This window comes from Microbacterium resistens NBRC 103078, from assembly GCF_001552355.1.
GTDB lineage: Bacteria > Actinomycetota > Actinomycetes > Actinomycetales > Microbacteriaceae > Microbacterium > Microbacterium resistens.
Genome location: NZ_BCRA01000012.1, coordinates 1 through 23891 on the forward strand (window position 1 = coordinate 1; position 23891 = coordinate 23891).

The 23891-nt window shown below is 66.1% G+C and carries 24 protein-coding genes and 1 pseudogene; 4 read left to right on the forward strand and 21 right to left on the reverse strand.

Annotated elements, in window-relative coordinates:
• Both MR1_RS02345 and MR1_RS02350 read right to left on the reverse strand, forming a co-directional pair.
• Positions 1-1160: conjugal transfer protein TrbL (locus MR1_RS02345; protein ID WP_067243050.1), on the reverse strand; the 1160-nt coding region annotated here is incomplete at its 3' end.
• 30 nt (positions 1161-1190) lie between these two features.
• A complete protein-coding gene (locus MR1_RS02350; protein WP_024355940.1) occupies positions 1191-1460 on the reverse strand; it encodes a DUF6112 family protein in 270 nt (89 codons plus the stop codon).
• Positions 1461-1545: 85 nt separating this feature from the next.
• Between MR1_RS02350 and MR1_RS19615 the strand changes: the two genes are divergently transcribed.
• Positions 1546-2655, forward strand: a complete 1110-nt coding sequence (locus tag MR1_RS19615; protein WP_157517865.1) for a hypothetical protein — start codon at positions 1546-1548, stop codon at positions 2653-2655.
• Between the two features lie 39 nt (positions 2656-2694).
• Here the strand turns inward: MR1_RS19615 and MR1_RS02360 are convergent, their stop codons facing one another.
• The 16 genes from MR1_RS02360 to MR1_RS02430 form a co-directional block, all read right to left on the reverse strand.
• Positions 2695-2961 carry a DUF6112 family protein gene (locus MR1_RS02360; protein ID WP_067243054.1) on the reverse strand — a complete coding sequence of 89 codons (267 nt, stop codon included), beginning with the start codon at positions 2959-2961 and terminating at the stop codon, positions 2695-2697.
• The gene (locus MR1_RS02365; RefSeq protein WP_067243057.1) at positions 2961-4139 is read right to left on the reverse strand and encodes a M23 family metallopeptidase; all 1179 of its coding nucleotides are present in this window, start codon (positions 4137-4139) and stop codon (positions 2961-2963) included. Before MR1_RS02365 ends, MR1_RS02360 begins: the two co-directional genes overlap by 1 nt.
• 6 nt (positions 4140-4145) lie before the next feature.
• A complete protein-coding gene (locus MR1_RS02370; RefSeq protein ID WP_084344305.1) occupies positions 4146-4841 on the reverse strand; it encodes a hypothetical protein in 696 nt (231 codons plus the stop codon).
• Positions 4842-4920: 79 nt separating this feature from the next.
• Positions 4921-5988 carry a ParB N-terminal domain-containing protein gene (locus MR1_RS02375; protein ID WP_067243059.1) on the reverse strand — a complete coding sequence of 356 codons (1068 nt, stop codon included), beginning with the start codon at positions 5986-5988 and terminating at the stop codon, positions 4921-4923.
• Complete coding sequence (locus MR1_RS02380) at positions 5985-6854, reverse strand: hypothetical protein (RefSeq protein ID WP_067243061.1); 870 nt, start codon at positions 6852-6854, stop codon at positions 5985-5987. The genes MR1_RS02375 and MR1_RS02380 overlap by 4 nt, the downstream gene beginning before the upstream one ends.
• A gap of 503 nt (positions 6855-7357) precedes the next feature.
• A complete protein-coding gene (locus tag MR1_RS02385) occupies positions 7358-8050 on the reverse strand; it encodes a DUF2637 domain-containing protein (RefSeq protein ID WP_255218069.1) in 693 nt (230 codons plus the stop codon).
• Positions 8047-8952, reverse strand: coding sequence for a bifunctional DNA primase/polymerase (locus tag MR1_RS02390; RefSeq protein WP_067243062.1), 906 nt, complete (start codon positions 8950-8952; stop codon positions 8047-8049). The genes MR1_RS02385 and MR1_RS02390 overlap by 4 nt, the downstream gene beginning before the upstream one ends.
• Complete coding sequence (locus MR1_RS02395) at positions 8952-10034, reverse strand: ArdC-like ssDNA-binding domain-containing protein (protein ID WP_067243065.1); 1083 nt, start codon at positions 10032-10034, stop codon at positions 8952-8954. The genes MR1_RS02390 and MR1_RS02395 overlap by 1 nt, the downstream gene beginning before the upstream one ends.
• A gap of 225 nt (positions 10035-10259) precedes the next feature.
• Positions 10260-11234, reverse strand: a complete 975-nt coding sequence (locus tag MR1_RS19215; protein ID WP_255218070.1) for a helix-turn-helix domain-containing protein — start codon at positions 11232-11234, stop codon at positions 10260-10262.
• Positions 11235-11365: 131 nt separating this feature from the next.
• A complete protein-coding gene (locus tag MR1_RS02400) occupies positions 11366-11761 on the reverse strand; it encodes a hypothetical protein (protein WP_067243067.1) in 396 nt (131 codons plus the stop codon).
• A gap of 19 nt (positions 11762-11780) precedes the next feature.
• On the reverse strand, positions 11781-12473 hold the full coding sequence (locus tag MR1_RS02405) for a response regulator (protein ID WP_067243069.1): 693 nt from the start codon (positions 12471-12473) through the stop codon (positions 11781-11783).
• Positions 12470-14965 (reverse strand): ATP-binding protein, encoded by a 2496-nt coding sequence (locus MR1_RS02410; protein ID WP_067243071.1) that lies wholly within the window; start codon positions 14963-14965, stop codon positions 12470-12472. The genes MR1_RS02405 and MR1_RS02410 overlap by 4 nt, the downstream gene beginning before the upstream one ends.
• A gap of 2 nt (positions 14966-14967) precedes the next feature.
• Positions 14968-15582: a potassium-transporting ATPase subunit KdpC gene (kdpC, locus tag MR1_RS02415; RefSeq protein ID WP_067243073.1), complete on the reverse strand. Its 615-nt coding sequence runs from the start codon at positions 15580-15582 to the stop codon at positions 14968-14970.
• 26 nt (positions 15583-15608) lie between these two features.
• On the reverse strand, positions 15609-17756 hold the full coding sequence (gene kdpB / locus MR1_RS02420; RefSeq protein WP_067243075.1) for a potassium-transporting ATPase subunit KdpB: 2148 nt from the start codon (positions 17754-17756) through the stop codon (positions 15609-15611).
• Between the two features lie 3 nt (positions 17757-17759).
• Complete coding sequence (gene kdpA, locus MR1_RS02425; protein WP_067243077.1) at positions 17760-19433, reverse strand: potassium-transporting ATPase subunit KdpA; 1674 nt, start codon at positions 19431-19433, stop codon at positions 17760-17762.
• Entirely contained in the window at positions 19433-19522 is a 90-nt protein-coding gene (locus MR1_RS02430; protein WP_035731468.1) for a potassium-transporting ATPase subunit F, read from the reverse strand. The genes kdpA and MR1_RS02430 overlap by 1 nt, the downstream gene beginning before the upstream one ends.
• 514 nt (positions 19523-20036) lie before the next feature.
• Here MR1_RS02430 and MR1_RS02435 point away from each other — a divergent pair.
• Genes MR1_RS02435 through MR1_RS02445 form a run of 3 tightly spaced genes read left to right on the forward strand, consistent with a single transcriptional unit; the run spans position 20037 to position 21579 of the window.
• Positions 20037-20471, forward strand: a complete 435-nt coding sequence (locus MR1_RS02435; RefSeq protein ID WP_255218071.1) for a hypothetical protein — start codon at positions 20037-20039, stop codon at positions 20469-20471.
• Entirely contained in the window at positions 20468-21016 is a 549-nt protein-coding gene (locus MR1_RS02440) for a hypothetical protein (protein WP_067243081.1), read from the forward strand. The genes MR1_RS02435 and MR1_RS02440 overlap by 4 nt, the downstream gene beginning before the upstream one ends.
• Positions 21016-21579 carry a hypothetical protein gene (locus MR1_RS02445; protein ID WP_067243083.1) on the forward strand — a complete coding sequence of 188 codons (564 nt, stop codon included), beginning with the start codon at positions 21016-21018 and terminating at the stop codon, positions 21577-21579. Before MR1_RS02440 ends, MR1_RS02445 begins: the two co-directional genes overlap by 1 nt.
• 73 nt (positions 21580-21652) lie before the next feature.
• Here the strand turns inward: MR1_RS02445 and MR1_RS02450 are convergent, their stop codons facing one another.
• The 3 genes and pseudogenes from MR1_RS02450 to MR1_RS20480 all read right to left on the reverse strand — a co-directional run.
• A complete protein-coding gene (locus MR1_RS02450; RefSeq protein WP_308417943.1) occupies positions 21653-22195 on the reverse strand; it encodes a DUF6611 family protein in 543 nt (180 codons plus the stop codon).
• 539 nt (positions 22196-22734) lie between these two features.
• Complete coding sequence (locus MR1_RS20475) at positions 22735-23175, reverse strand: hypothetical protein (protein ID WP_067243087.1); 441 nt, start codon at positions 23173-23175, stop codon at positions 22735-22737.
• Between the two features lie 46 nt (positions 23176-23221).
• A pseudogene (locus tag MR1_RS20480) lies at positions 23222-23602 on the reverse strand (DNA cytosine methyltransferase); the annotation flags it as partial.
• Positions 23603-23891 lie beyond the last annotated feature (289 nt).

Here is a 23891-nt window from a genome sequence, read left to right on the forward strand (position 1 = left end):
GGCCCCGCCGCCGCGGCCCCCGCACCAGCCCCAGCACCCGCCGCACCGGCTCCACCACCTGCGCCGCCAGCAGACGCTCCGGCGCTCCCACTCGACGCGGCGGCTCCGCCTCCGGCGGCAGGGGCGGCGGTCGATGCTTGTGGCGCACCACCTTGCGGTGCCGCGCCGGCACGTGAGGTGGTGTCGTCGGCTCCGTCGAGCACCTTCTTTGCCCCGTCAGCCTTGGGCACGGACGGGACGGGCACGGGGCGGTTGAGGGCGGACTTCGCTTCTTGCTCCGCGCTCATCGAGTGGTACATATCGAACCCGATGAACGTCACGAACTTATACGTCATGTACGGGGCGAACGCGGCGATGAACATCAGCACGACTCCGGCGATGGGGTCACTGATCGACGCGAGATCAAGTTCAATGGGGGCGGAGACTTGGGTGATGGCGACGAGGAAGATCACCACGAGGACGAGTTTGGAGAGGATCAGGGCGATCACGAACGTCGCCCACTTCCCGAACCATCCCTTTGTCGCATCCCAGGAGAACCCGGCCAGGGAAATGGGGGCGAACACGATCGCGACCAGCAGGAGTGCTTTGCGGATCAGGAGCGAGAACCACACGATCGCCGCCGCACTGATCGCGAGCCCGGCGAGGAAGATCGTGACGATCGCCCCCACCCCGGGAGCAGCGATGTTGATCCCCGCGAACCCTGCGGCGAGGAGGGTGATGCGGTCGCCGATGGATTCCATCGTGTTCCCCGTCGCCTGCACGATCCCGACCGCGAGCTGATCGGTGATCTCTAAGAGGAGTCCGGTGAGGCCGATCGCGACGAACGAGCCGAGGATGCTTTTCGCGGCTCCCAGGGCGGCGCGGGTGAGGGCGGTGGGGTCGCGGTGGATGAGGCCGGTGATCAGTTGCAGACAGAAGAAGATCAGCACCACGAACACTGCCACCCCGAACAGGATGTTGTACACCCCGACATAGCCGGGGTCTGACACGTCGACGAGGGTGGTGGTGTCGAACACCGCCCACACCGCCTCGAACAACCAGGCAGCCGCTCCGCCCATGGCTTGGGCGAGCCAGTCGAACGGGGCCGCGATCAGAGTCGCGGCCCCTTGGCCGACGGTGTCGCACACGGCCGAGATCACCGGCACATCACACACACTCATCGCATCCTCCTTCCCGAGCGAACGATGGGGCTAGACGGCTTGGCCGACGCCCCAGAAGAAGTTGATGAGCGTCACCGACGCCCCGCAGATGATCGCCGCCCCACAGGACACGAGCACCCCGACCTTCCCGCGCGACGCGAGGTGCGGGTTCGAGGAGTTCGCGCCGAAGCCCCACACGATCGCGGAAACGATCAGGGCGAGGACGGAGAGGATCAGGCCGACGGTCATGACCGCGCCGACGATGATGCGCAACTGCTCGATACCGGGAAGCCCAGTACCGTTCGGATCAATATCAATCACAGGGTGCTCCTTCAGCTCACACCGCCCCCAAGGAGGCGGACTTGCCAGCCAGGTGCACCACAGGCCCCTCGATACGCTGTGTTGGATGGAGAATCCCGACAGGACACCACTCACCGAGCGGAGCGACGGCTTCAACTACGGCTATGCGATGAACTGTGCCTGCGGTGAAGTCTCGGTTCTCCCCGCGGATGACTATTTCGCCGAAGCAGATGGCGCGCACATGAAGTGCTCGCACTGCGGAGCCAGCATCCACTTTGGAATCGCCGTCGCCGCTCTCCGCGATCGGAACGATCCTGCGCTCGATGACGACGCTGTTGCCCGCTTCGCCTGGTACCACACCAGCTCCGAGCCAGACTGGCCTTCGACGGACTATGCCCGCCGCTTCGTTGAGGACATGGAACAGGCAGTCCATCACCCGATGAACCGGGATCACTATGTCTCGTTTCATACAACGAAGGCGCTACATCTTGGCACCTACGAGACAGCAATCGAGAACATGCTCCGGCGTATGCACGATGAGCACGATGGCGGGGCGCAGTTCTACCTCTACCGCGTCGCGATCCGACTCCTTCCCGGACGAATCAACTCGGGCTATCGAGACGAGAACCACGATGACGCAGCCCAGCTCACAATCGCTGAGCTCGACCGAGATGACCTCGAGGCTGTCCGATACCTCAATGTCCACGAAGGAACAGGCGTCCTTTCGCTCGCCGTGCGACCAAACGTCATCGCTGCCGTTCAGCGCACTGCTCTTCCTCTTCACGAGATTGCACTGCCCCCAGTCCCTCAACTTCTCGACCGAGAGATCGAGACTTTGGCGCAGGCGAGAGACGAGATGGAACAAGCGCAAGCCAAGATCGAGTCAATCCCTCACAGTCGCCGTCGGATGATGTACTTCGGGGTCTACGACGACCCGGACGGACTTGCGAAGAAAGCCGGCGATCTTGAACACCGATACATCGAGTTGTGGAACCAACTCGAAGAGCGTTTGGCTGAGAGCTACTTGCCGGGAGTATCGAAGCCGATTCGGCGTGACTTCAACGAAGCGATGGCAAGCTGGAAGAGCGCGAACCCGACTGTTGATGCCGACGGATTCGTTGCGAGATATCGAACAATGGCCGCTCTGCTTGAAAGAAGTTCGGAAGTGATCAGGTCCGTTGCTGCTCAGCCTTCACGGTCTCTGCTTTCGCCTTGATCGTGAACGTCGGAATCAGCCGGCGAGGAAGAGTGGCGCCTACAGGCCTTCGCCGACGCTGAGGAGGAAGTTGATCCAGGCGACGCCGGCGCCGGCGAGGGCTGCTGCGCCGAGGGCGACCCAGGCGCCGAGGCGGGCTTTGGTGGCGGTGTGTGGGTTGCCGGTTGAGGAGGCGATGGCCCAGATGATCGCGGAGACGATCAGCATGAGCACCGCGATGATCAGCACGAACATCAACAGTGCGCCGATGACGGTGCGGAGGTCGTCTGCGGCGCCGACGCCGCCGAAGTCGGGGAACACGCCCATCAGCGCCCACCACCATTCAGGGTGCAGGATGCTCGTGAGGTGTTGCCGCCGGTGATGCCTTCGGCGTCGTGGTCGGTGAGCCATTGGTCGGCGTCGATCGCGGGCTGACCCTGGCCGCCGGGCCGGATTTCGAGGTGCAGGTGGGGGCCGGTGGACTTCCCGGACGATCCGACATCGCCGATGTGCTGGCCTGCGGTGATGGTCATGCCTTCGGTGACGTGGATGCCGTGCTCCCACATATGCGCGTAATAGGACGCGATACGTTCCCCGCCGACGGTGTGCTCGATGATGATCAGCCCACCCCAGTTGCCGGTGTATCCGGCGTGGGTGACGATCCCGTCAGCGACGGCGAAGATCGGGGTGCCGTCGGCGGCGCCGAAGTCGCTGCCGGAGTGGAACGCGGTCTCGAAGGTGATCGGGTCGGTGCGCCACCCGAACGGGCTGGTGCGCACCCAGGTGCCCTCCGGCAACGGGAACACCACCCGCGTGGTCTCCGGGATCACCACCTCACCACCACCGCCTCCGCTTGACGGTGCGGGTGTGGTGAGGGCGGTGAGGATCGCTTCGGCGACCGGCTGATAGTTCTGATACCGGTCCGGGTACGCCGACACCTCGACCGCCTGTGCAGCCTCGCCGGGGTCGAGCTGCTGCCACCCCGGAATGTCGAGGAGCCCGCGCGGTGAGGGGTAGTTGGGGCCGGTGGGTCCGCCGTAAAACGCCCTGGCTTGGTAGTTCGGGTCCATGAGCTCAGGCACGGTGCCCCATCCGGCTTGCGGGCGCATCTGGAACAGGCCGAGGGAGTCGTGGTCGGAGGCGTCGCCGTCGTTGGGGTAGTTCGCGGATTCGGGGTAGGTGCCGGTGTTGGCGAGCATCCGCAGATGCGACTCCGTGAGCGCCGCCATCAACGCGATCACCACACCCGGACGCCCCACCCCGTCGGTCTGCCCACCGACCGTGATGATCCTCGCGGCATGAGTGAGCTGCTGCCGGTTCAGCGTCACCGTCTCGCCGTTCTTCGTGGTCGCGGTAAGCGAGTCCGGGATCGGCCCCACGATCAACGACCCGGGTGCGCAGGCGGCGATGGCGGGGTTGGCGAGGACAGCGACGGAGAGCAGCACGGTCGCGGGGCCGAAGCACACCGCGGCGATGGCAAGAGAGGCGAGGAGTTTCTTGAGCATGACGGGTCACCGCAGCGGGTTGTCGAGTTGCGACAGTCGCAAGAGCGTGCAGGTCTCGGTGATCGGATCGGCAGGGGCTGGTGCGGGGTTTCGTTCGGGGGTGCAGGTGAGGAACACGGTGAATGCCACGTCGTGCGTGGTGGTGACAGGGTCGGTGCCCCAGTAGCCGGTGCGGTGGCGGGTGCCGGTGATCGTGTACGCGATCGCACCGTCGGGAATCTGCCCCGGCGCCGCCTGCGCAACTGCGTCCTCCCACACGGTCGGGATCTCGATCGTGTCGATGGTCAGCCACTGCCTCGTCTGATGCATACGCAACTGCGCCCACGCTTCTGTGGTGGGCAGGTAGGCGCGGATGTCGGTGGCTGCGGCGTCGGCTTCCTCGTCGGCGGTGACATCGGCGAGCATCTGCGCATAGTCCGCGGGTCCGTATCCGCTGGTGGTATCCCAGGTGAACAGCGCCTCCGCGACCGCGGCCGCAAACTCCTCTGGCCCGCCAACAGTGACTACCGGCTCCGGACCCGCAGGTGTGTCGGCGGGGTGCGTCGCTGCTGGGCTGTCCGTTGCGACTGCGTCTGCGAGTTCGGTGGTCTGGGGTCCACGGATGAGTCCGTAGACGCCAACGCCGACGAGGATGAGCAGGATGATGGCGCCTGCGATGGTGGCGATGAGCATGGTGCGGCGGCGGCGAGCGGTGGGGTCCATCCTGGTGTCCTTCCCGGCAGTGTGCGGATCACCAGACAGGTGCGCTCGGGCGTTCAGGCGCCGGAACCGACTCGGTGGGTCAGGCGGTGTGCCGGCGCGCGTCCCGTGCGGCGCGGGCGACATCCAAGAACGTGACTGTCGCGGCGACGGCCTGCTCGAACATGACCCACTGCTCGTGCGAGAGGGCGAGGCCGATGGCTTCGGGGTCGTAGCGTTCCGTCCAGGTGGAGAGTTCGTCCCAGAGGTAGACGAACGACCGCACTGGCAGGAACTCCCGTGCTGGTTCCTCGACGGCGTGGAGGCGTGCGGATGCGAGCTGGTTGGGGCGCTTTTTCGTCGCGGTCTTCGCGCGCTCGACCGCGATCTCTGCCAGGCGTTGCAGGTCCGCGGGCCTGGCGGTGTGTTCGAGTTCCCGCAGGCGTGCTGCGCCGGACGCGGCGGTATCGCGGATGCCTGCCGGCTGTGCTGGGTCGGTGGCGAGGGTGTCGAGTTCGGCCAGGCATTGTGCGGCGCGGATGCGCTGTTGTGCCCCTGTGATCGACCCGCCCGCGTCGATTCGGTCAAGCTCCTGGGATGCCCGTTCTCGGACATTGTCAGTCTGGGAGGGATCGGTGGCGATCTGCTGCAACTCGTTGATGCGTTCCAGCGAGGTGTAGGCGTTGCGTCCGGTGACCATGAGTGCGGCTTGCTGGCGGGTTTCGCCTTTCTGTGGTGCCGCCACGGTGGCGGCACCGTGTGACCTGGGGTTTTCTTGGTTCGAGGTGAACCGTGACGCTTCCTGTCGGCCTGCCGCGTCCTCGGCCATGAGGGCTTTCAGCTCGGCGTAGAGGGTGGCTTCTTCGGTGCGGGTGAGGGGCTTGTGGAGCAGGTTGTCGTCCTGTTCAGCGAGGAGCTGCCCAAGGGTGGTGGAGATGCCTGAGCGCACCCACACGTTCACGGTCTTCCAGCCGAGCTTGCGGATCGCGGCAAGGCGGCGGGCGCCGCAGATCAGCATCCCGTCCGGAGTGATCGTGATCGGCTGCAACAGTCCCTCGCGCGCGATCGACTCCACCAGCGGGTCGAGGTCGCCAAAGTCTTCCCGGTGGCGGCGTCCTGACCAGATCGAATCGACGGCCCGCTCCAGCTCGATATGCCCCGGCTCGCTCATGGCCGGCCTCGCATGATGCCAGGGGCGGCGACTTTGATCGTGGCCCCCAGTTCGGTGTCATCCATGAGATGCCAGAAGGCTTCACCGATCAGGAGGCGCAACAGCACCCCGCGGCCCGCATTCGTTCCGGCCAGGTGCGCGTCGGGAGAACCGAGGATGATCCGCAGCAGCCGATACCAAGACGGTGCTGGGATGTCCAGGAGCGCGCGGGCGTGACGATCCCGACGCAGCGACTCATATGCCCCGGCGCGGGAGACGGATTCTGCCAGGCGGGCGCAGATGCACTCGATGCTTGCGCGAGCGAGTTCTGGTTCCCACCCGTGCCAGCACAACAGCGCGATCGTGTCCTCCACCGCCGATTCCACCCCGGTCGATCCCGATGATTCGATCTCGCTACCGGTATCGGTGGCGTCGTCGTCGGTGAAGGGGTCGGCGCGGAACGCGGGGTGGTAGTCGGTGAGCGGGTTCTCGCGGTCGGAGAAGCGTTCGGCGTCATGGAAACTCGAATATCTCGGGCGGCGTGCCTGATGCACCGAGCACAGCAGCCCGTTCGCACGGTTCTCTGCGATGCAGGTGATCTGCACGGCGCGGGTGATGACCGCCCATGGGTCATCGGCTCGGCGGACGGCGGCGGTGCGCATCGCCTCGAATGCCGCTGTTGCTGCCTCCCACGGGTCCAGCCCGTGCTTGCGCGCGAGGGCGGCGTATTTCTGGGCGGCGTGCTGCATGAGCGCGGCCGCTTCCGTGTCCGTCCGCCAGGCGTCGTGCCCCTCAGTGTTGAGGCGGGTGAGGAGTTCGCGGAGTCGTTCTGAGTTCTCGAAACCCTGCCCGCGGCGACCGGGGCTTGGGGTGTGGTGTTGTGGCATGGTGGCACCTCCTGACAGGCAGGTGCGCGCCGGCTCCCCACCGCCCCCGTCGCGCCACCGTCTTCTGCGCATGGCGGTTCACCCCAGCCCGATCCCGGACGGACGCACCCACGACGATGAGCGCGGCCGATCCTGAGGCTCGAACACATCGAACGACTCGAACACCGCAGGCCCCGCAGACGCACGCTCAGCGCGGCGATCCCGGATGTCGCGAACACCGTTACGGGTTGCTCGGTAGGCGTGGCCTGGCGCACGGCGGGCACGGTGTGCGAGTTCGGTCTGGAAGTTGATGCCGCGGCCAGCGATCCGGGGGCTGCTCGACGCGATCAGGTCAGTCGGCCTCACCCACGCAATCCCACGCCCCACCCGCGAACCAGGACCAGTGCTGGTGGTGAGCGAGGGGTCGCGGTGCACGGCGAACGCCGACCTCTCCGCCTCCGCACCCTCCACCGACCCGGGTTGCGTCTCCTGTCTCTCGGCACGGTCGGCTGCTACGTCATCGTTCACGATCTCTCCTCCTTCGTTTCACTGCCGAACCAGCGGCCCACGGTCGACGGGTGCACGCCCAGGTGCCGGGCGATCTGCTTGTTCGACCACCCCTCCGCCTCCCGGAGCCGGGTCGCTTCCGCCCGCCGCGCACTCACCGGCAGCACCTCGACCGGCGACGTTGGCGTCGGTGCGTCTGCCAGAACCGACACGGCTCTACGGGCCTCTGCCTCAGTGCGCTCACCCAGCGCCAGAGCCGACGGATTCTCACGTGCATCGGTAGCCGTCGTGGCGGGGCGGGTGAGAATGACAGTGAGGTGCGTGATCGCCAGCAGCACCAGCGGCGGGATCGCCGCGACCGACGCTGCAAGAACCGCCGGTACGTCGGTGTCGGCGGCGAGGATCGCGTGGATCGCATTCGCCGTCACCGACACCACCGCGCCCGCAGCAAGGAGCGTCCACGGGTACCAGGTGGGGCGGTGCTGGCTGGCGAGCGCGACGACGGCGACGGTCGCCACGACGATGATGCCGTCCACGATCAACGGCCACGCCCACGCCTGCCCCGAATCAATCCCTGACCGCCGCGCCAGATCAGCAAGCGCCGTGAACGACAACCAGAACGCCCCCGCGGCGATGAACACCGTGCCCGTGATCGCCGTCACGACCGCCAAGCGGCGTCCCCGCGACAGCAGCATCTCCGCAGGGCTCATGGCAACACCCGCCCCGGTGATTCGCGCACGAGACGCCGCCGATCCGACACCGGCTCCGCATCGGCATGGCGCATGGGGTGGGTGGTGCGGTAGGCGGAGCGGATCGTCGCCATAATCTCCCGCGACCCCAACCCCGCGTACTCTGCCGCAGGCCCGAGCGCTTTGAGCGTCGCATCGGGCGGGGTGCCGGCCTCGGCGAGACGACACGCGGCCCAGAACAGGCCACGGTTCCGCTCACCCTCACCACGCCCCGCCACCCAACCGGCAAGCACTTTCGCATCCGACCCCCGCCGCTCGAACCGAGCAGCGCGCGCATGGCCGATAGAGAGCGGGGTGCGGGAGTCGAGGAAGTCTCGCAGCCGTGCCGCATCCACCGGTGCCGGGGTGTTGCCGGCGACGATCAGCCGGTACGGGACCCGCACCCCGCCGGGGCGAAGCACCTTTGAGGGTGGGGCGATGATGTAGCCGCCGTCGCCACGGAAATCGACATGGGCACGCGGCGCCTGCCACGACGACTGCGACCGCTCGGGGTCCGCCGGGTAGTAGGCGTGCAGCCCTCCGGAAGGCGTGCGGACTAGCGCGGCCCACCCTGTCGCGAGGCCTTCGCGATGTGCTGCGCGGAACGCGGAGAATCCGGTGCCGGTGGCGTGCACGTCGACATCGACGACCTCCACCCCGAACGCGGCACCGGTGGGGATGCCGATGTTCGCCGCCGGCCACCTCGACCACCACGCTGCAACCTGGGTGGGATTGGCAGTGGCGTCGTGGAAGCCGCGGCGCACCAGAGGCCGCTTCTCGCCCGGCACACACGGGAACACCGGGACCCCTTGGGCAGCGAACCGTGCTGCGGCCTCCGGAAGCGGCATCCGACCGACTTCGGAGAACAGGTCGATGGCAATCATCACAGGCTCCTCGCCGAAGTGGCGACCGGGCGACGGGGCTCCTCTGTCAACGGGTCAGCGGCAGCTTCAACCGTCGGTTCAGGTCGCCTCTTCGCGGCGGTGTCGCGGGTGAGGCCGGGAGGGTCACCGTTGCTGATCTGCTCGGTGGGGAGTTGATCGAGAATCGCGGCAGCGGTCTTGCGGACTCGTTCGCCGGTGGCTTGGACGACTTCGACCGGGGACTTCTCCGGCACCGTTGCCGCCCACCCCGACACATACGGAATCGTGTAATCGGAGGTGTCCATGCCGTGAGCGGCAGCGACCATCAACGCGACAGAGTCCGCCTCCACCTCACCGATCCCACGATGACCGGACGCATCGTGATTGTCGGGTCCGTGTAGGAGGACATGCGCGAGCTCATGAACGAGGGTCTTCACCTGTGCCGCTTCGGGCATGTTCTCGCGCACGGCGACGGTCTTCGCCCTGAAGTCGGTGAGACCGTTGGCGCCGTGGATCATGCCCTCGTGTGGCACTCGCAACACTGCGAACCCCTCCGCCTCCACCAGCCGGGCGATGCCGTCCCAGAGCCCGTCGGGTGCTTCGCCTTCGAGGAGTCGCGGCGATGGTGGTGTGAGGATCGGGTCGCCGGCGGTTTGGGAGACATCCCAGACGTACGCGGGCCGAACGCCGACCATGCGGGACCGAACCGCCTCACCGGGTTTCGGCTTCTCGAACCGGCCGAGCCTGCGCCACGATTCCGCCACCTTCGGAGTGAACGACGCGAACCTGCCGGTGACGGGGGCGAGGATCATGTACCCCGACTGGCCCTTCTCGACCTTCCGCCCGAGCGCCTGCCACTGCTTGAACCCAGCCACATACGTCGGCACCGGTCCCGGCACCCTGCCCGCCTCGAACGCGCTCTGGTGCTGCACGAAGATCAGCAGGGTGTTGTTGAACGAGCGGGCCCGGAACCTGGCGGCGAACTCCAGTGCTTGCTTCCAGTCCTCACCTGACACCAACGACTCCACCCCGTCGGTGAGCTGTTCATGCAAAGCATCGAGCTTCGCATCCCGCGCCGCCCGCTGTTCCTCAGTGGTTGCCATCGTCGACCTCCTTCCGCAGGCACCTGCACACGGCGGGTGACCTCTGCGACCAGAAGGTGCGCGAAGGGACTCAGGGAACGCAATCGAGACGGACGACGGACAGATTGTGAGCGACCGCCAGGTGCATCGCTGAACCCGACGTGGTCAAACTCGGTTTACATCATTCTCTGGCGACCCGAGGATCTGCGCACCAAACATGAGCGTTTCGCCCGGACATCCGCGCGTTCACTCAGGGTTGGAGTGTGCCGGAGCAACACTGCTGATTCTGCGGTACTCGGACGGGGACACACCGATGCTCCTGCGGAACTGACGTGCAGCGAAGTCAGGATCGTTCCAACCCACCCTGGCGGCGATCTCCGAGATAGGTGCGTCCTCCACGCGCAGGAGGTGAGCCATTCGTTCGGCACGCAGCATCGTCAAGTACGAGATCGGTGACTTGCCAAACGCATCGACGAATACTCGGCGCAGTTGAGACACAGAGAGATGCGCTCTTGAGGCGAGCTCGCCCACGGTCCAGTGGCGATCCAGTTCCTCGCGCAAGGATTGTGCAATAACCAGCACCTCAGGTCGTACAGGGCGGAAGGGGCGATGACGTGGCGCGGTGGGAACCGACGAGTTTCGCCGCGCGACTCCTGTTCCTTCGCTGGTGACCACAATAAACGGAACCAAGACATCGAAGACGGCGGAGACTAGCGATTGCGCCCTATAGAACCGGTCAGGAGGCACTCCTTCGGCGCTCAACGCAGCGAGTTCGTCAAGCCATGGCATCATAAGCCCGGCCCGGTGTTTACCGATGCGGAGGACTTGAGTGGGCTCCGCATAGTGCGTATCAAGAAACTGGCTCGCGTCAGGCCGCTCCTGGAACTGTGAAGCGTACTGCCAGAACACTTGATCGATGACGTAGTCTCGGTCGAGATAGAGCGTTGTGGTCGCTACCCATCCATCTGGTTCGGCGCCACACAGAGTGTTCGCCGCCAGGACAGCAACATCACCGACGCTGACAAAGTGCGCGCCAAACTCACTAAAGAGTCGAGCTCGGCCCGCCCGAATAACAATGAACTTGACGCAATCGAAAGCGATTGGATCAATCGGGTCGTGAGCGACTTGGGTCCGGGCGAGCAACGGCGAGAACGCGGACGCCGACGCAGCCTGCATGCCAATGGGCGGCGCAACCTCTTCCCCCCGAAAATCACTGGTCATAGATGACAATCGAAGGCCACAGGCGACCGAGAACCGAGTACCCCTAACGGTACCCATACGAAGGTTGCCCGAACTCTAACGGCTACCTCGCGCAGCGCTGACCGCGTGCAGGTTGTGCTGAGGGGGAAAGGTCACCAGAACATGGGGAGGAGGGATGCGAGGAATCCGATTGCTGCGGTGCTGAGCATAGTGAGTGCGAGGGTGCGGCAGAGACGCTCCGCGTGGGAGCGTTTGTGTAGGTGAAGCCTCTCGGGCCGACGTTCGGAAACGTATCCGATGACGGTGGCCGAATCGTGGTCACGAAGATCATCGCGGGGTGTGAGGGTGCGCGTACATATGCGTTCCTTCACGCTCCATATCGCGATCCGCTGCTGATCGAGGTCCTCGACGATGGTGACGTTCGTTGGAGTGCGCTGACCATCGATGGCCGCGATGATTAGCGCTGCGATCAGGAAGGGGATGCCGATGACTGCACCGATCCAGGACAGCATCTCGCCGATGATGCCGATGGTGTCGAGAATGTTCATCGCCCGGGGGTGCTGAGCGTCAGGTGGTCATGCCATCGAGCCGATAGCCCATGCCGGGTTCGGTGAGCAGATATGTCGGATTGCTCGGGTCTTCTTCTAGTTTGCGGCGGAGTTGGGAGACATAGAGGCGGAGGTAGCCGGTGTCTTCGGCGTGTTCAGTGCCCCAGATGGTGGTGAGGATGGTTTGGCGGGTGACGAGTTTCCCGGCGTTGCGGATGAGGATATCGATGAACTGCCATTCAGTGGGGGTGAGTCGAATCTGTTTCTGCCCGTCGGCAGTTTCGCGGGTAACGCTGTGGGCGGCGAGGTCGATGGTGACGTTGCCGAGGTGCACCACGGGCGTGGCGTCTTCTTGGGGAACACGCCGTGTAAGGGCGCGAATGCGCGCGAGGAGTTCTTCGACAGCAAAGGGTTTGGTGATGTAGTCGTCGGCGCCCGCATCAAGGGCTTCGACTTTGTCGGCGGCGCCGGCGCGGCCGGACACGACGAGGATAGGCGCCTGGGACCAGCCGCGGATGCCGTGGATGACTTCGATACCGTCGAGTTCGGGCATGCCGAGGTCGATGAGGAAGATGTCCGGGTGATGGTCGATGGCCGCTGTGATCGCCTGGGCACCGTCAGCTGCGGTGAAGATCTCATACCCCTTAGCGGTGAGGGTGATGCGCAGGGCGCGAAGGATCTGGGGGTCGTCGTCGGCGATGAGGATTTTCATGACGGCTCCTGGCTCGTGCGGATCGTAGGGAGGGAGATGACCATGGTGAGTCCGCCACCGGGGGTGTCTTCGGGGGTGAGGGTGCCGTGCATGGCTTCGATGAATCCGCGAGATAGGGCGAGGCCGAGTCCCAGGCCGGTGGTGTTGTCAGTGTCGCCGAGGCGTTGGAAGGGCAGGAAGATGTCGTCCAGTTTCTCAGGCGGGATGCCGGGGCCGCGGTCGATGATGCGGATTTCGAGCCGGTCTGCGAAGGTGCTGGTGCTGACGTGGATGGGGGTGCCGGCCGGGCTGTAGCGGTGCGCATTGGTGAGGAGGTTGACGAGCACGCGTTGGAGCAGGACAGGGTCGGCGTGCGCGACCGCGTCACCGTGATTGAGCGCGAGGGTGACGTCGGTGGGGCCGAGGTGGAGTTCGTCGAGGGCGGGCGCGATGGTCTCGGCGGGATCGGTCGGGATCTCCGCGATGGTGAGCACGCCCGCCTGAAGCCTGCTGACGTCGAGGAGGTCGGTGACCAGGGTTGCGAGTGCCCCGAGGCTCTCCTCGGCGGTGTCGAGCAGTTCCCTCTTCTGCGCGGACGCCAGGTCGGGTCCTGCCGCTTTGAGCCCACCGACCGCCGCGGAGGCGGCCGCGAGCGGGCGACGCAGATCGTGGCTGAGCGCCGAGAGGAGCGCGCCGCGCACCCGGTCGGATGCGGCGATCGGCTCGATCTGTTTCGCCGTCTGGGCGAGGTGCTCGTGTTCGAGGGTCGCGGCGAATTGCGCGGTGACGACGGCGAGGAGGCGTTGCTCGGACGCGGCAAGGTCCGGGCCGTGCAGTTCCAGGGTGGTGTCGTCGGTGATCCGGATGCTGGCGTGATGGTTGTCGGGCAGCGGTTCCCCGGACCGGGCGAGGACGTCTTCGCCGCGCATGAGCCGCACGCCGGGGAGTTGGAAGGCTTCGCGGGTGCGGTCGATGAGTGCTTGGATCGCGTTGTCTCCGCGCAGGACGCTGCCGGCGATTGTCTGGATGAGTTCGGATTCGGCGGCGGAGCGTCGGGCGGCTCGGGTGTAGCGGGCGGCCCGGTCAACGACGAAGCTCACCAGGCTCGCGATGAGGACGTACAGGACCAGGGACAGTAGATGGTGCGGCTGGTGGATGTGGATCGTGTACAGCGGTTCGATGAACAGGAAATCGAGCGTGATGCCTGACAGGACGGCGGCAAACAGGGCTGGCCAGATGCCGCCGACGAGCGCGACGATGACGACGAGGAGCTGGTAGCTGAGGACGTCGGTGGTGATCGAGTCTTCGCTGCGGAACAGGCTCAGAAGACCGGTGAGCGCGGGCCCGCCCAGGAGTGCGACGACGAAGCCGAGGATGCGTCGTTTGCGGGTGAGCGCTCCGGTGAGTGGGGGCAGGGTGAAGCGTTTGCCGGCGGCGGCGTGGTTGACCATGTGCACGTCGATGTCGCCGGATTCACGGACGACGGTCGCGCCGATCCCGGGTCCGGTGAACGCGGCGGTGACGCGTCCGCGGCGGCTGGCACCGAGAACGAGCTGGGTGGCGTTGACCGAGCGGGCGAACTCCACCAGCGCGGTGGGGATGTCTTCCCCGATGACCTGATGGTAGGTGCCGTTGAGTTTTTCGACGAGCGCACGCTGCTCGGCAAGGGTCGCCGGGTTCCCGGTGCGGAGTCCGTCTTGACTGGTGATGTGCACGGCGATGAGCTCGCCGCCGGCGGAGCGGGCCGCGATCCGCGCGCCGCGGCGCAGCAGCGTCTCGCCTTCGGGGCCGCCGGTGAGGGCGACGACGACGCGTTCGCGGGCTTCCCAGGTGCTGTCGATGCCGTGGTCTTTGCGGTATCCCTTCAGCGCCTGATCGACTTCGTCTGCGAGCCAGATGAGGGCGAGTTCGCGTAGCGCGGTGAGGTTCCCGAGGCGGAAGTAGTTGGACAGGGCTGCGTCGATGCGTTCTGCCGGGTACACGAATCCGCCGCTGAGCCGGTCGCGGAGCGCTTGCGGTGCGAGGTCGACGACCTCGATCTGTTCCGCGCCGCGGAGGAAGCTGTCGGGGACGGTCTCTCGCTGGGGGACGCCGGTGATCTGTTCGACGACGTCGTTGAGGGATTCGATGTGCTGGATGTTGAGGGTGGAGATGACGTCGATGCCTGCGACGAGGAGTTCTTCGACGTCTTGCCAGCGTTTGTCGTTCTTCGAGCCGGGCGCGTTGGTGTGCGCGAGCTCGTCGACGAGCGCGATCTCGGGGCGGCGGTCCAGCACCGCCTGCAGGTCCATCTCCTCGAGCGTGACCCCGCGATGTTCGATGCGTGTGCGCGGGACGGCTGGGATTCCCGCGGTCATCGCCGCCGTCGCGGCGCGGCCGTGGGTTTCCACGATCCCGACGACGACATCTTTCCCGTTCCCGAGGAGGCGTCGCCCTTCTTCCAGCATGGTGAAGGTCTTGCCGACGCCGGGGGCAGCGCCGAGCAACACCCGAAGCTGCCCCCGTTTCGGCATGATCAGTCCTCCAACTCGTCCAGGGCGAGGTTCAGTTCCAGAACGTTCACCCTCGATTCTCCCAAATACCCGGCATCCGGGCCCTGGGTGTGTGCCGCGACGAGTTCCCGTACCTGCTCGGCGGGGATCCCGCGTGCGTCGGCGACCCGGTCAATCTGGATCTGCGCGTAGGCGGGGCTGATGTGCGGGTCCAGTCCCGACGAGGACGCGGTGACCGCATCCACGGGGACTTCGGCCTCGGTGACGCCGTTGAACTCCGCAACCTGGGCTTTGCGTTCGGTGATCGCGGCGATCAGGTCCTCGTTCTCCGGCCCGTAGTTCGACCCGGAGGAGGCGCCGCCGTCGTACCCGTCGCCGGCGGCGGAGGGCCGCGGCTGGAAGTACTCCGGCAGCGGGTTGCCGTCCGCGTCGGTGAAGGACTGGCCGATCAGCGACGACCCGACCGGGTCGCCGTCCTGGTTGGTGATGATCGACCCGTTGGCTTGGGCGGGCAGGGCGACCTGCCCGATGCCGGTGATCAGCAGGGTGTAGCCGACACCGAGGGCGAGGGTCAGGAGCGCCATGGCACGGGTGGCGACCCAGATGGTGCGCCCGATTCCACGAGCTTGTGTGTTCATGATGTTCTCTTCTTTCCGAAGGTGTGTCAGAAGCCGGGGATGAGGCGGACGAGCAGGTCGATCAGCCAGATCCCGACGAACGGGGCGATCACGCCGCCCAGCCCGTAGATGGCGAGGTTGCGGCCGAGGATGCTGGACGCGTTCCCGGGCCGGTACTTCACTCCGCGCAAGGCGAGCGGGATGAGGAACACGATCACGATCGCGTTGAAGATGATCGCCGAAAGCACCGCCGAGGCCGGCGAGTGCAGGCCCATGATGTTCAACGCGGCGAGCTGCGGGAACACGCCCATGAACATGGCGGGGATGATCGCGAAGTACTTCGCGATGTCGTTCGCGATCGAGAACGTCGTCAACGCTCCCCGGGTGATCAGCAGCTGCTTCCCGATCCGCACCACGTCGATGAGCTTGGACGGGTCGGAATCGAGGTCGACCATGTTCCCGGCCTCTTTCGCCGCCGACGTGCCGGAGTTCATCGCGACCCCGACATCGGCCTGCGCGAGCGCGGGCGCGTCGTTGGTGCCGTCACCGGTCATCGCGACCAGATTCCCGCCCTCCTGCTCCTTGCGGATGTAGGCGAGCTTGTCCTCCGGGGTGGCTTCGGCGAGGAAATCGTCCACACCGGCTTCCTTCGCGATGGCGGCCGCGGTGAGCGGGTTGTCGCCGGTGATCATCACCGTGCGGATGCCCATCGCCCGCATCTCGGCGAACTTCGCCGGCAGCCCCTCCTTGACGACGTCCTTGAGGTGCACGACCCCGAGCAGGTGCCCCGCACCGGTCGCGTCCTTGGTGGCGACGACCAGCGGGGTGCCGCCGGACTGGGAGATGTGCTCGACATACTCGTCGAGCTCCGCGACCAGCGACGACGGCAACCGGTTCCCGCCCTCTTCCAGCCACGCCATCACGGCGGAGCCGGCGCCCTTACGGATCTGGGTGCCATCGGGCAGGTCCAGGCCCGACATGCGCGTCTGCGCCGTGAACGGGACGATCTCCCCAGTGGTGTTCCGGTCGAACTCTCCGTGCTCCTGCTCGGCGAGCTCGACGATCGACACGCCCTCCGGGGTCGGGTCGGCCAGCGAGGACAGCGCGGCGGCCCGGACCAGCTCCTGCTCCCGCACCCCGCCGAGGCGGACGAACGCGCTGGCGCGCCGGTTGCCGTAGGTGATGGTGCCGGTCTTGTCCAGCAGCAGCGTCGTCACATCGCCCGCGGCTTCGACCGCGCGCCCGGACATCGCCAGCACATTGCGTTGCACGAGCCGGTCCATCCCTGCGATACCGATCGCGCTGAGTAGCGCCCCGATCGTCGTCGGGATCAGGCACACCAACAGCGCGACCAGGACGGTGACGCTCACGGGGGCGGCCGCGTAGGACGCGATCGGGTTCAGGGTGAGCGCGACGACGACGAAGATGATCGACAGCGACGCGAGCAGGATGTTCAACGCGATCTCGTTCGGCGTCTTCTGCCGTGCCGCGCCCTCGACGAGGGAGATCATCCGGTCCACGAACGTCTCACCCGGCTTGGAGGTGATGCGCACCACGATCCGATCCGACAGCACCCGGGTGCCGCCGGTGACCGCGGAACGGTCACCGCCGGACTCGCGCACCACAGGGGCGGACTCACCCGTGATGGCCGACTCGTCTACCGAGGCGATACCCCACACGATGTCCCCGTCGCCCGGGATCAGCTCGCCAGCGGTCACAACAACCACATCACCGAGCGTGAGATCCGAAGAGGACACCTGCGTGGTCGCGGCCCGCTCCGCAGCGGCATCGGCCTTCGAGTCGTAGCCGCTGACGCGGTTAGCCATGGTGCTGGTGCGGGTCTTGCGCAGGGTCTCCGCCTGCGCTTTGCCGCGGCCTTCGGCGACAGACTCGGCGAGGTTCGCGAACAGCACGGTCAGCCACAGCCACACCGCGATCGCCCAGGTGAACGACCACGGCACGACCGTGCCGCCGGAATCGGCAGGTCCGCCGATGAACGGTTCCGTGACGGCGAGGACCGTGGTGAGCGCGGCGCCGACCCAGACAAGGAACATGACGGGGTTGCGCCACTGCTCTTTGGGGTTGAGTTTGCGGAACGCGCCGGGCAGGGCGGCCCGGACCTGTTCCCAGGTGAACCCGCCCTTCCGGGTGGGGGTGCCCGCCGTTTTCGGGCGGGGTTCGGTGATAGTGGACATGGTTTACATCAGCCCTTCCGCTAGCGGACCTAGCGCGAGAACGGGGAAGAAGGTCAGTGCGGTCACCAGGATCGTGACCACGGTCAGCAGCCCAATGAACATCGGACGGTGCGTGGGGAGGGTGCCGGAGGTGGTCGGAACCTTGTCCTGAGCGGCGAGAGAGCCCGCCAGGGCGAGGACGAACACGATCGGCACGAACCGTCCCAGCAAGATCGCGAGCCCCAGTGTGGTGTTCAGCCACGGCGTGTTCGCGGTGAGACCGGCGAACGCGGAACCGTTGTTGTTCGCTGCGGACGTGAACGCGTACAGCACCTCGGACATGCCGTGGATGCCGGGGTTCCAGATCGACGTGTTCTCCACCTCTTCCCGGACACCGGGGATCGCGAAGCTCAGCGCCGTTCCGGCCAGCACCAGGGTGGGCATGACGAGGATGTAGAGCGCGGCGAGCTTGATCTCGCGCGGGCCGAGCTTCTTGCCCAGGTACTCCGGCGTGCGTCCGATCAGCAGACCCGAGATGAACACGGCGATGACCGCGAGGATCAGGATCGCGTAGATCCCGGAGCCGACGCCACCAGGGGTGACTTCACCGAGCATCATGTTCAGCATCGGCATCATCCCGCCCAGGGCGGTGTACGAGTCGTGCATCGAGTTCACCGCGCCGGTGGAGGTGCCGGTGCTGGTGGTGGCGAACAGGGTCGATCCGATGATCCCGAACCGCTGCTCCTTGCCTTCCATCGCGCCGCCGGCAAGGCCGGGGGCGGTGCCCATGCCGGCCGATTCCAGCGCGGTGAGGATGCTGAACGACGCCACGTACAGGATCGCCATCACGGAGACGATCGCGTAACCCTGACGGTTGTCACCCACCATCCGCCCGAAGGTGCGGGGCAGGGAGAATGGGATGACGAGCATCAGCAGCACCTGGAACACGTTCGTCCACGCGGTGGGGTTCTCGAACGGGTGAGACGAGTTCGCGTTGAAGAACCCGCCGCCGTTGGTGCCGAGCAGCTTGATGACCTCCTGCGACGCCGTCGGCCCGCCGGGGATCGTCTGTGTGGCGCCGGTGATCGTGGTGACGGTGGTGAACCCGTTGAAGTTCTGGATCACTCCGCCGATCATCAGCACGATCGCACCGACCACGGCGATCGGCAGCAGAATGCGCAGCGTGCCGCGGATCAGGTCGACCCAGAAGTTCCCGATCGTGCCTGAGCGCCGGTAGGCGAAACCGCGCACCAGAGCGATCGCGACCGCGATACCGACTGCGGCGGACACGAAGTTCTGCACCGCGAGACCGGCGAACTGGACGGTGTAGCCGACGGTGAGCTCCGGCGAGTACGACTGCCAGTTCGTGTTGCCGACGAACGATGCCGCGGTGTTGAACGACAGATGCTCCGAGGGAGCCGTCAGGCCCAGCGAGTACGGCAGCCACTGTTGGAGGCGTTGCAGGCCGTAGACGATCAGCAGGCCGATCGCGGAGAACGCGAGCACGCTGCGCAGGTAGGCCTGCCAGGTCTGCTCGGTCTTGGAATCGACGCCGATGATCTTGTAGATCCCGCGTTCGACTTTCCAGTCCTTGCGGGACGTGTAGACCCAGGCCATGTAGTCACCGAACGGGCGGTGCAGGATGCCCAGGATGATGGCGACGGTGGCGAGGGCGAGAAGCGCGTACACCCAGGTCATCAGAAGCGCTCCGGTTTCACGAGAGCGAACACGAGATACACGATCGCCGCGACCCCGAGACCGGCGGCGAGAAGTTCAAAGACGATCACAGCTTCTCCACCGCCTTCCCCAGCAGCCCGACGACGACGAACAAGGCGATCACGCCGAGCGCGTAGACGATGTCAAGCACAACAAGCTCCATTCGGATAACAAGCGACAGCAGGACCACTAGCCGCGCAACCCGAAACAGCGGGTGCAACTCACGATCAAACACCCGCCCACACCCCCGAAACAGGCGTCCTAACAGAACCCATACGAGGATCGGGCGGACTCTGACGGGCCGCTAACACCACAGGCCCGCAGAGCGCGCCGACGGCACGGACGCGAGTGGCCGCGCCCTCTGCGTGGTGCTGTTAGCGGCAGGCCGAGAAGGCGCATGAGTTCCGTGAGGGGCTGTTCCCTGCCCGGTGGTTGCCGCGTAGAAGTGGAGGCATGACCCTCACCGCCATCCTCCCCTCCCTCAGACGCAGCATCCCCGCCCCTCTCCAACCCCGACGTTGGCCCGAGCACACCGTCCCCACGGTCTCGGATGTCGTGATCGGCGGAGTGTCCCTGAGGCGACTGGTGGACATCACCGGCACCCCGGCGCTACTCACCGGGGACCTGCCGCACCCGAAACCGGCCCAGGCGCACGCCCAGGGGATCGGCAACGACGTCACCGTCCTGGTCTTCCAGGTCACCCTCCGCGTCGACACCGACACCGATAAACGCGTCGCCCTCACCGACTGCGGATTCGCCCGGGTGGCCCCCTACTGGGACGAGTGCCGGCTCATCGGCCGCACGTCGACGGCGAAGAACACCACCATCGAACTCATCCCCGGCGAAACCGGGTCTGCGCCGTGGCCGTACCCGATCGTCACCCTTCCCGCAGACATCCACCAAGGCGACCTTCTCGCCGTCCCCTGCGCCGGCGCAGTCACGCTCAGCGACGTGCGCCCACGCCCACAGGAAGCCTTCGTACGCGCAGATCAGGTCCGGGAACTCGCGGTGACCCGATGAGCATCATGCACACCCTGATCTCGTCCCGGGCGATGGCTCTTGCCGCCCTGTACGAGGACTGCCCACCCTGGCCCGCAGACACCGCCTTCGCCGACCGCGACATCAGCATCGGCGCGCAATCACTCACCGCCCTCGCAGCACAGCGCGGCACCCCCTGTGTCCTGATCGCGCCCAGCAGCGCGTCGGCGCGAGGAGAGGAGTACCGCACCGTCATCGTCACCACCATCCTCGCCCGCACATCGCGCCGCGGGCTGCGGCACCCCTTGGAACTGACGGTCGACTGCGACCTGGCCGCCCTCGACTCCCGCGTCCTCGACGTCCTGCCCCTGCAGTGCCCGAACGCGCGGCACCGCAAGACGACTCTGCTGCGCTCCCCGCACACGCAGACCGCCATCAGGGTGCTGCTTCCGCAGACCTGCGCCCCCGGTGACCTCCTCGCCCTCACCTGCGAAGGCACGATCGCACTCGGGCAGATCACCAGCCACCCCACCCGCATCCACCCGGGCAGTGACGACGAGGAGTGGCAAGGCAGGTGCCTCAAATAATGGACACCATCCGACACACCACCCGCTCGTCCCCGGCAGGCCCGCAGTCTGGGAAGGCTCGTTTGCTCCTCTACGGCGACTCGCTCGACAGCCTCGCCTATCTTGCCATGCCCGTTCCTTACGATCACGACGCACTCGACGACCGGAGAGCGCGAACCATGATCGTGGGAATCCGCGTGCCCGACACGAACCACCCTCGGCAAGCGCTCCGGAGTCAGCTCCGGGCAGCGCATGACATCCTCACGAAGCCGCTGCGCACGCACCCCCTGGTGCGGCACATCTTCTACATCGTCGAAGTCCCGTCTGACTCACCGACCCCTGACCGCGCCGTCAACGCATTGTCCGCAGCGATCTGCGCACACCACGCTGAGATCGAAATGCGCCACGGCCGCGACATCTGCATCACCGGAATCATCACCACCCCCCACACCGACCCCGTGACACTCACCGAACGCGTACACCAAAGGATCACCACCACACCCTTCGAGAGCTACTACGCGACCTCGTGGGACCAAATCGCACACAGATCCATTGCCGCCGCCGCCGCAGAAGCACTTCTCTAGCGTCGCCGAATCCCTACCAGTGGACCCATCGATGGTCACGGGCGCCAGCTCCCAGCGCGAATCCGCGTGCTTACTAATCTCGCGCGGGAGACAGTGCATGCGTCTCCTCGTAGACGGCCATCCACACGCGGTCGTACACGCTTCGCGTGATCCTCCCGTGACGAAGATCCTCTGTTGCGCGCTCCATCAGCAACGACAGCGTCGTGATCATCTCTTCACGATCCTCATCATCACGACGAGGCCAGAACACGAATCGGCTCGACCACGCCATTGCCACCCGTACACGAAGCGGACGTGCCTTCCACCAAAGGAACACTCCGGCCGACACCCCCACCAGCACGATCCCGACCGCCGACGCCTCAGGAGACGCGCCAACCGCGATAAGCACAAGCCACAGCAGCAGACCCATGCTCAGGGCCGCCGGCACGAAAGCACTCGCCAACCGTGCCCAGAACCGTTCACGCTCCGACGACACCGGCGAATACACGACCAGGCGGGACGTCCCCACACCGTGACGCGCGACAGTGTGACAAACGGATCCCCAGCGCACGGGTCGCGGCAACCGGGAACCGCTGGGCTGTCGCGACCGGCCAGCTGTGGGACTTACACGAGACATGCACTGATGCTCACCCGCTCACGGGACCGCCGCGAGAGCGCCATACGGAGCCCATGCAGCAAACCGGCAGATCACCGCGGTTCGCTAACGCATTCCCAACACTAACGCCCCCGTTTACCGGGCACATCCGACCCATCAAACGCCCGAGCACCGCGCCGCAGGGGGCAGCCGGAGCCGCTGATCGTTCCCAATCCCTTGGCTCTCGCGTACGGATCGAGCGCGATATCGGCAGCAGCTTCGCCATGCTCCGCGTCGGTGAGCATGCTGGCAACAAGCAGGTCCTCACAGTGCTGGTGTATCTCAGAAGTTGAGCATCTTCCGGGCCGCTCCCAAAGCCGCGACAGCTTGCCTCGGGAGAACACCGTTCCCGAGCGACGCAAGTTGTTGGTTGGCGGTCAGCCCATGACACGCATCGGTCACCCATCCGGCCGGTAGCCCCATAAGCCATTCGACGAACGGGGGCGCCGGACGCGGACCGGTCTTGTCGCTCAGAAGCGCCGGTGACGGAGCGGAGCGGCCAGTGATTCGCTCCCATCTGGTCACGGCTTCGGCGTATCGTCCCCAGCGTCGAAGAGCTGCCCGATCAACGACCACAGGCTCTCGGGCTCCTGGGTGCGCGGGTATCCGTGTGGTCCGTGGAGGGCGAGGTCGATAATCTGATGGCTCAGAGCGATCGTGCCCCGCCGTGCTTTCACCTGTTGCAGGGTCTCCCCGCCCCGAGACGCGTCCGACGCGAGTGGGGTCCGGAACAGCGCGGTGGGCGAGGATGAAGACCCGGTATCGGGGATGAGGTGCGCCGATAGCGGAAGCGGGTAAACCGATCCATTGCGCGTCATACCGGAGGTCGGCCAGGTCTCCCAAAACTGCTCCCGCTGCCCGAAGAGGTCGAGTTGCGGTTTCTCCCAAATGCCACGAATCGGATTCCACACTGCGAGAGGCTGCGTCGCTGGGGGTTGCGTCTTTGGGGTTGCGCTGCTCATCGTTGTCTCCTTCGGGAATCGCGCGGATCGCGGGTGCAGATAGCAGCCCGCGCACGTTCTCGATCACCACCCGTTCCGGTTGCAGAACGTCGATCGCTGCTGCCATGTGCGCCCAGAGTCCGGATCGAGTGCCGAGTTTCAGGCCGGCCATCTTCCCGACCGTGGATACGTCTTGGCAGGGGAACCCGCCGCAGAGGATGTCCACCGGCGGGACAGTGTTCCAGTTGATGGTGGTGATGTCGCCGAGGTTGGGGGCGTCGGGCCAGTGGTGGGAGAAGACGCGGGCAATGAGTTCGTTTATCTCAGAGAACCAGATCGTTTTCGCCCCGAACACTTCCTCGACGGCGAGATCGAGTCCGCCGTAACCAGAGAACAGCGACCCGACGCGTAGCGGCGCGGCCGGGTCGCTTGGAACCCTATTTGCCATCGGCGAGCCTCCTGGGTCGGTGATCCTCGGAGCCGTGATGCTGCTCCGAGCTGGTCACCAACGAGGTGCACGGTCGGCCCCACCGGCCTACGCCCAGGCCGCTCGCCACGCCCCGCGTGCCGCGCCCAAAAGTTCGCTCGTCTGACCCCTTCGCGGTTCGCTCAAACGGGTTGTCACGCGTCTTGCAAGCGAGGTTCGCCGCCTCCGGAAAGTGCCCTCAAAAGTCACCGCGCCCGCGGGCTGTGAAGCTCACCTTCGGGGTGAGGAGAGGCGGTGCCTGGTGACGGTT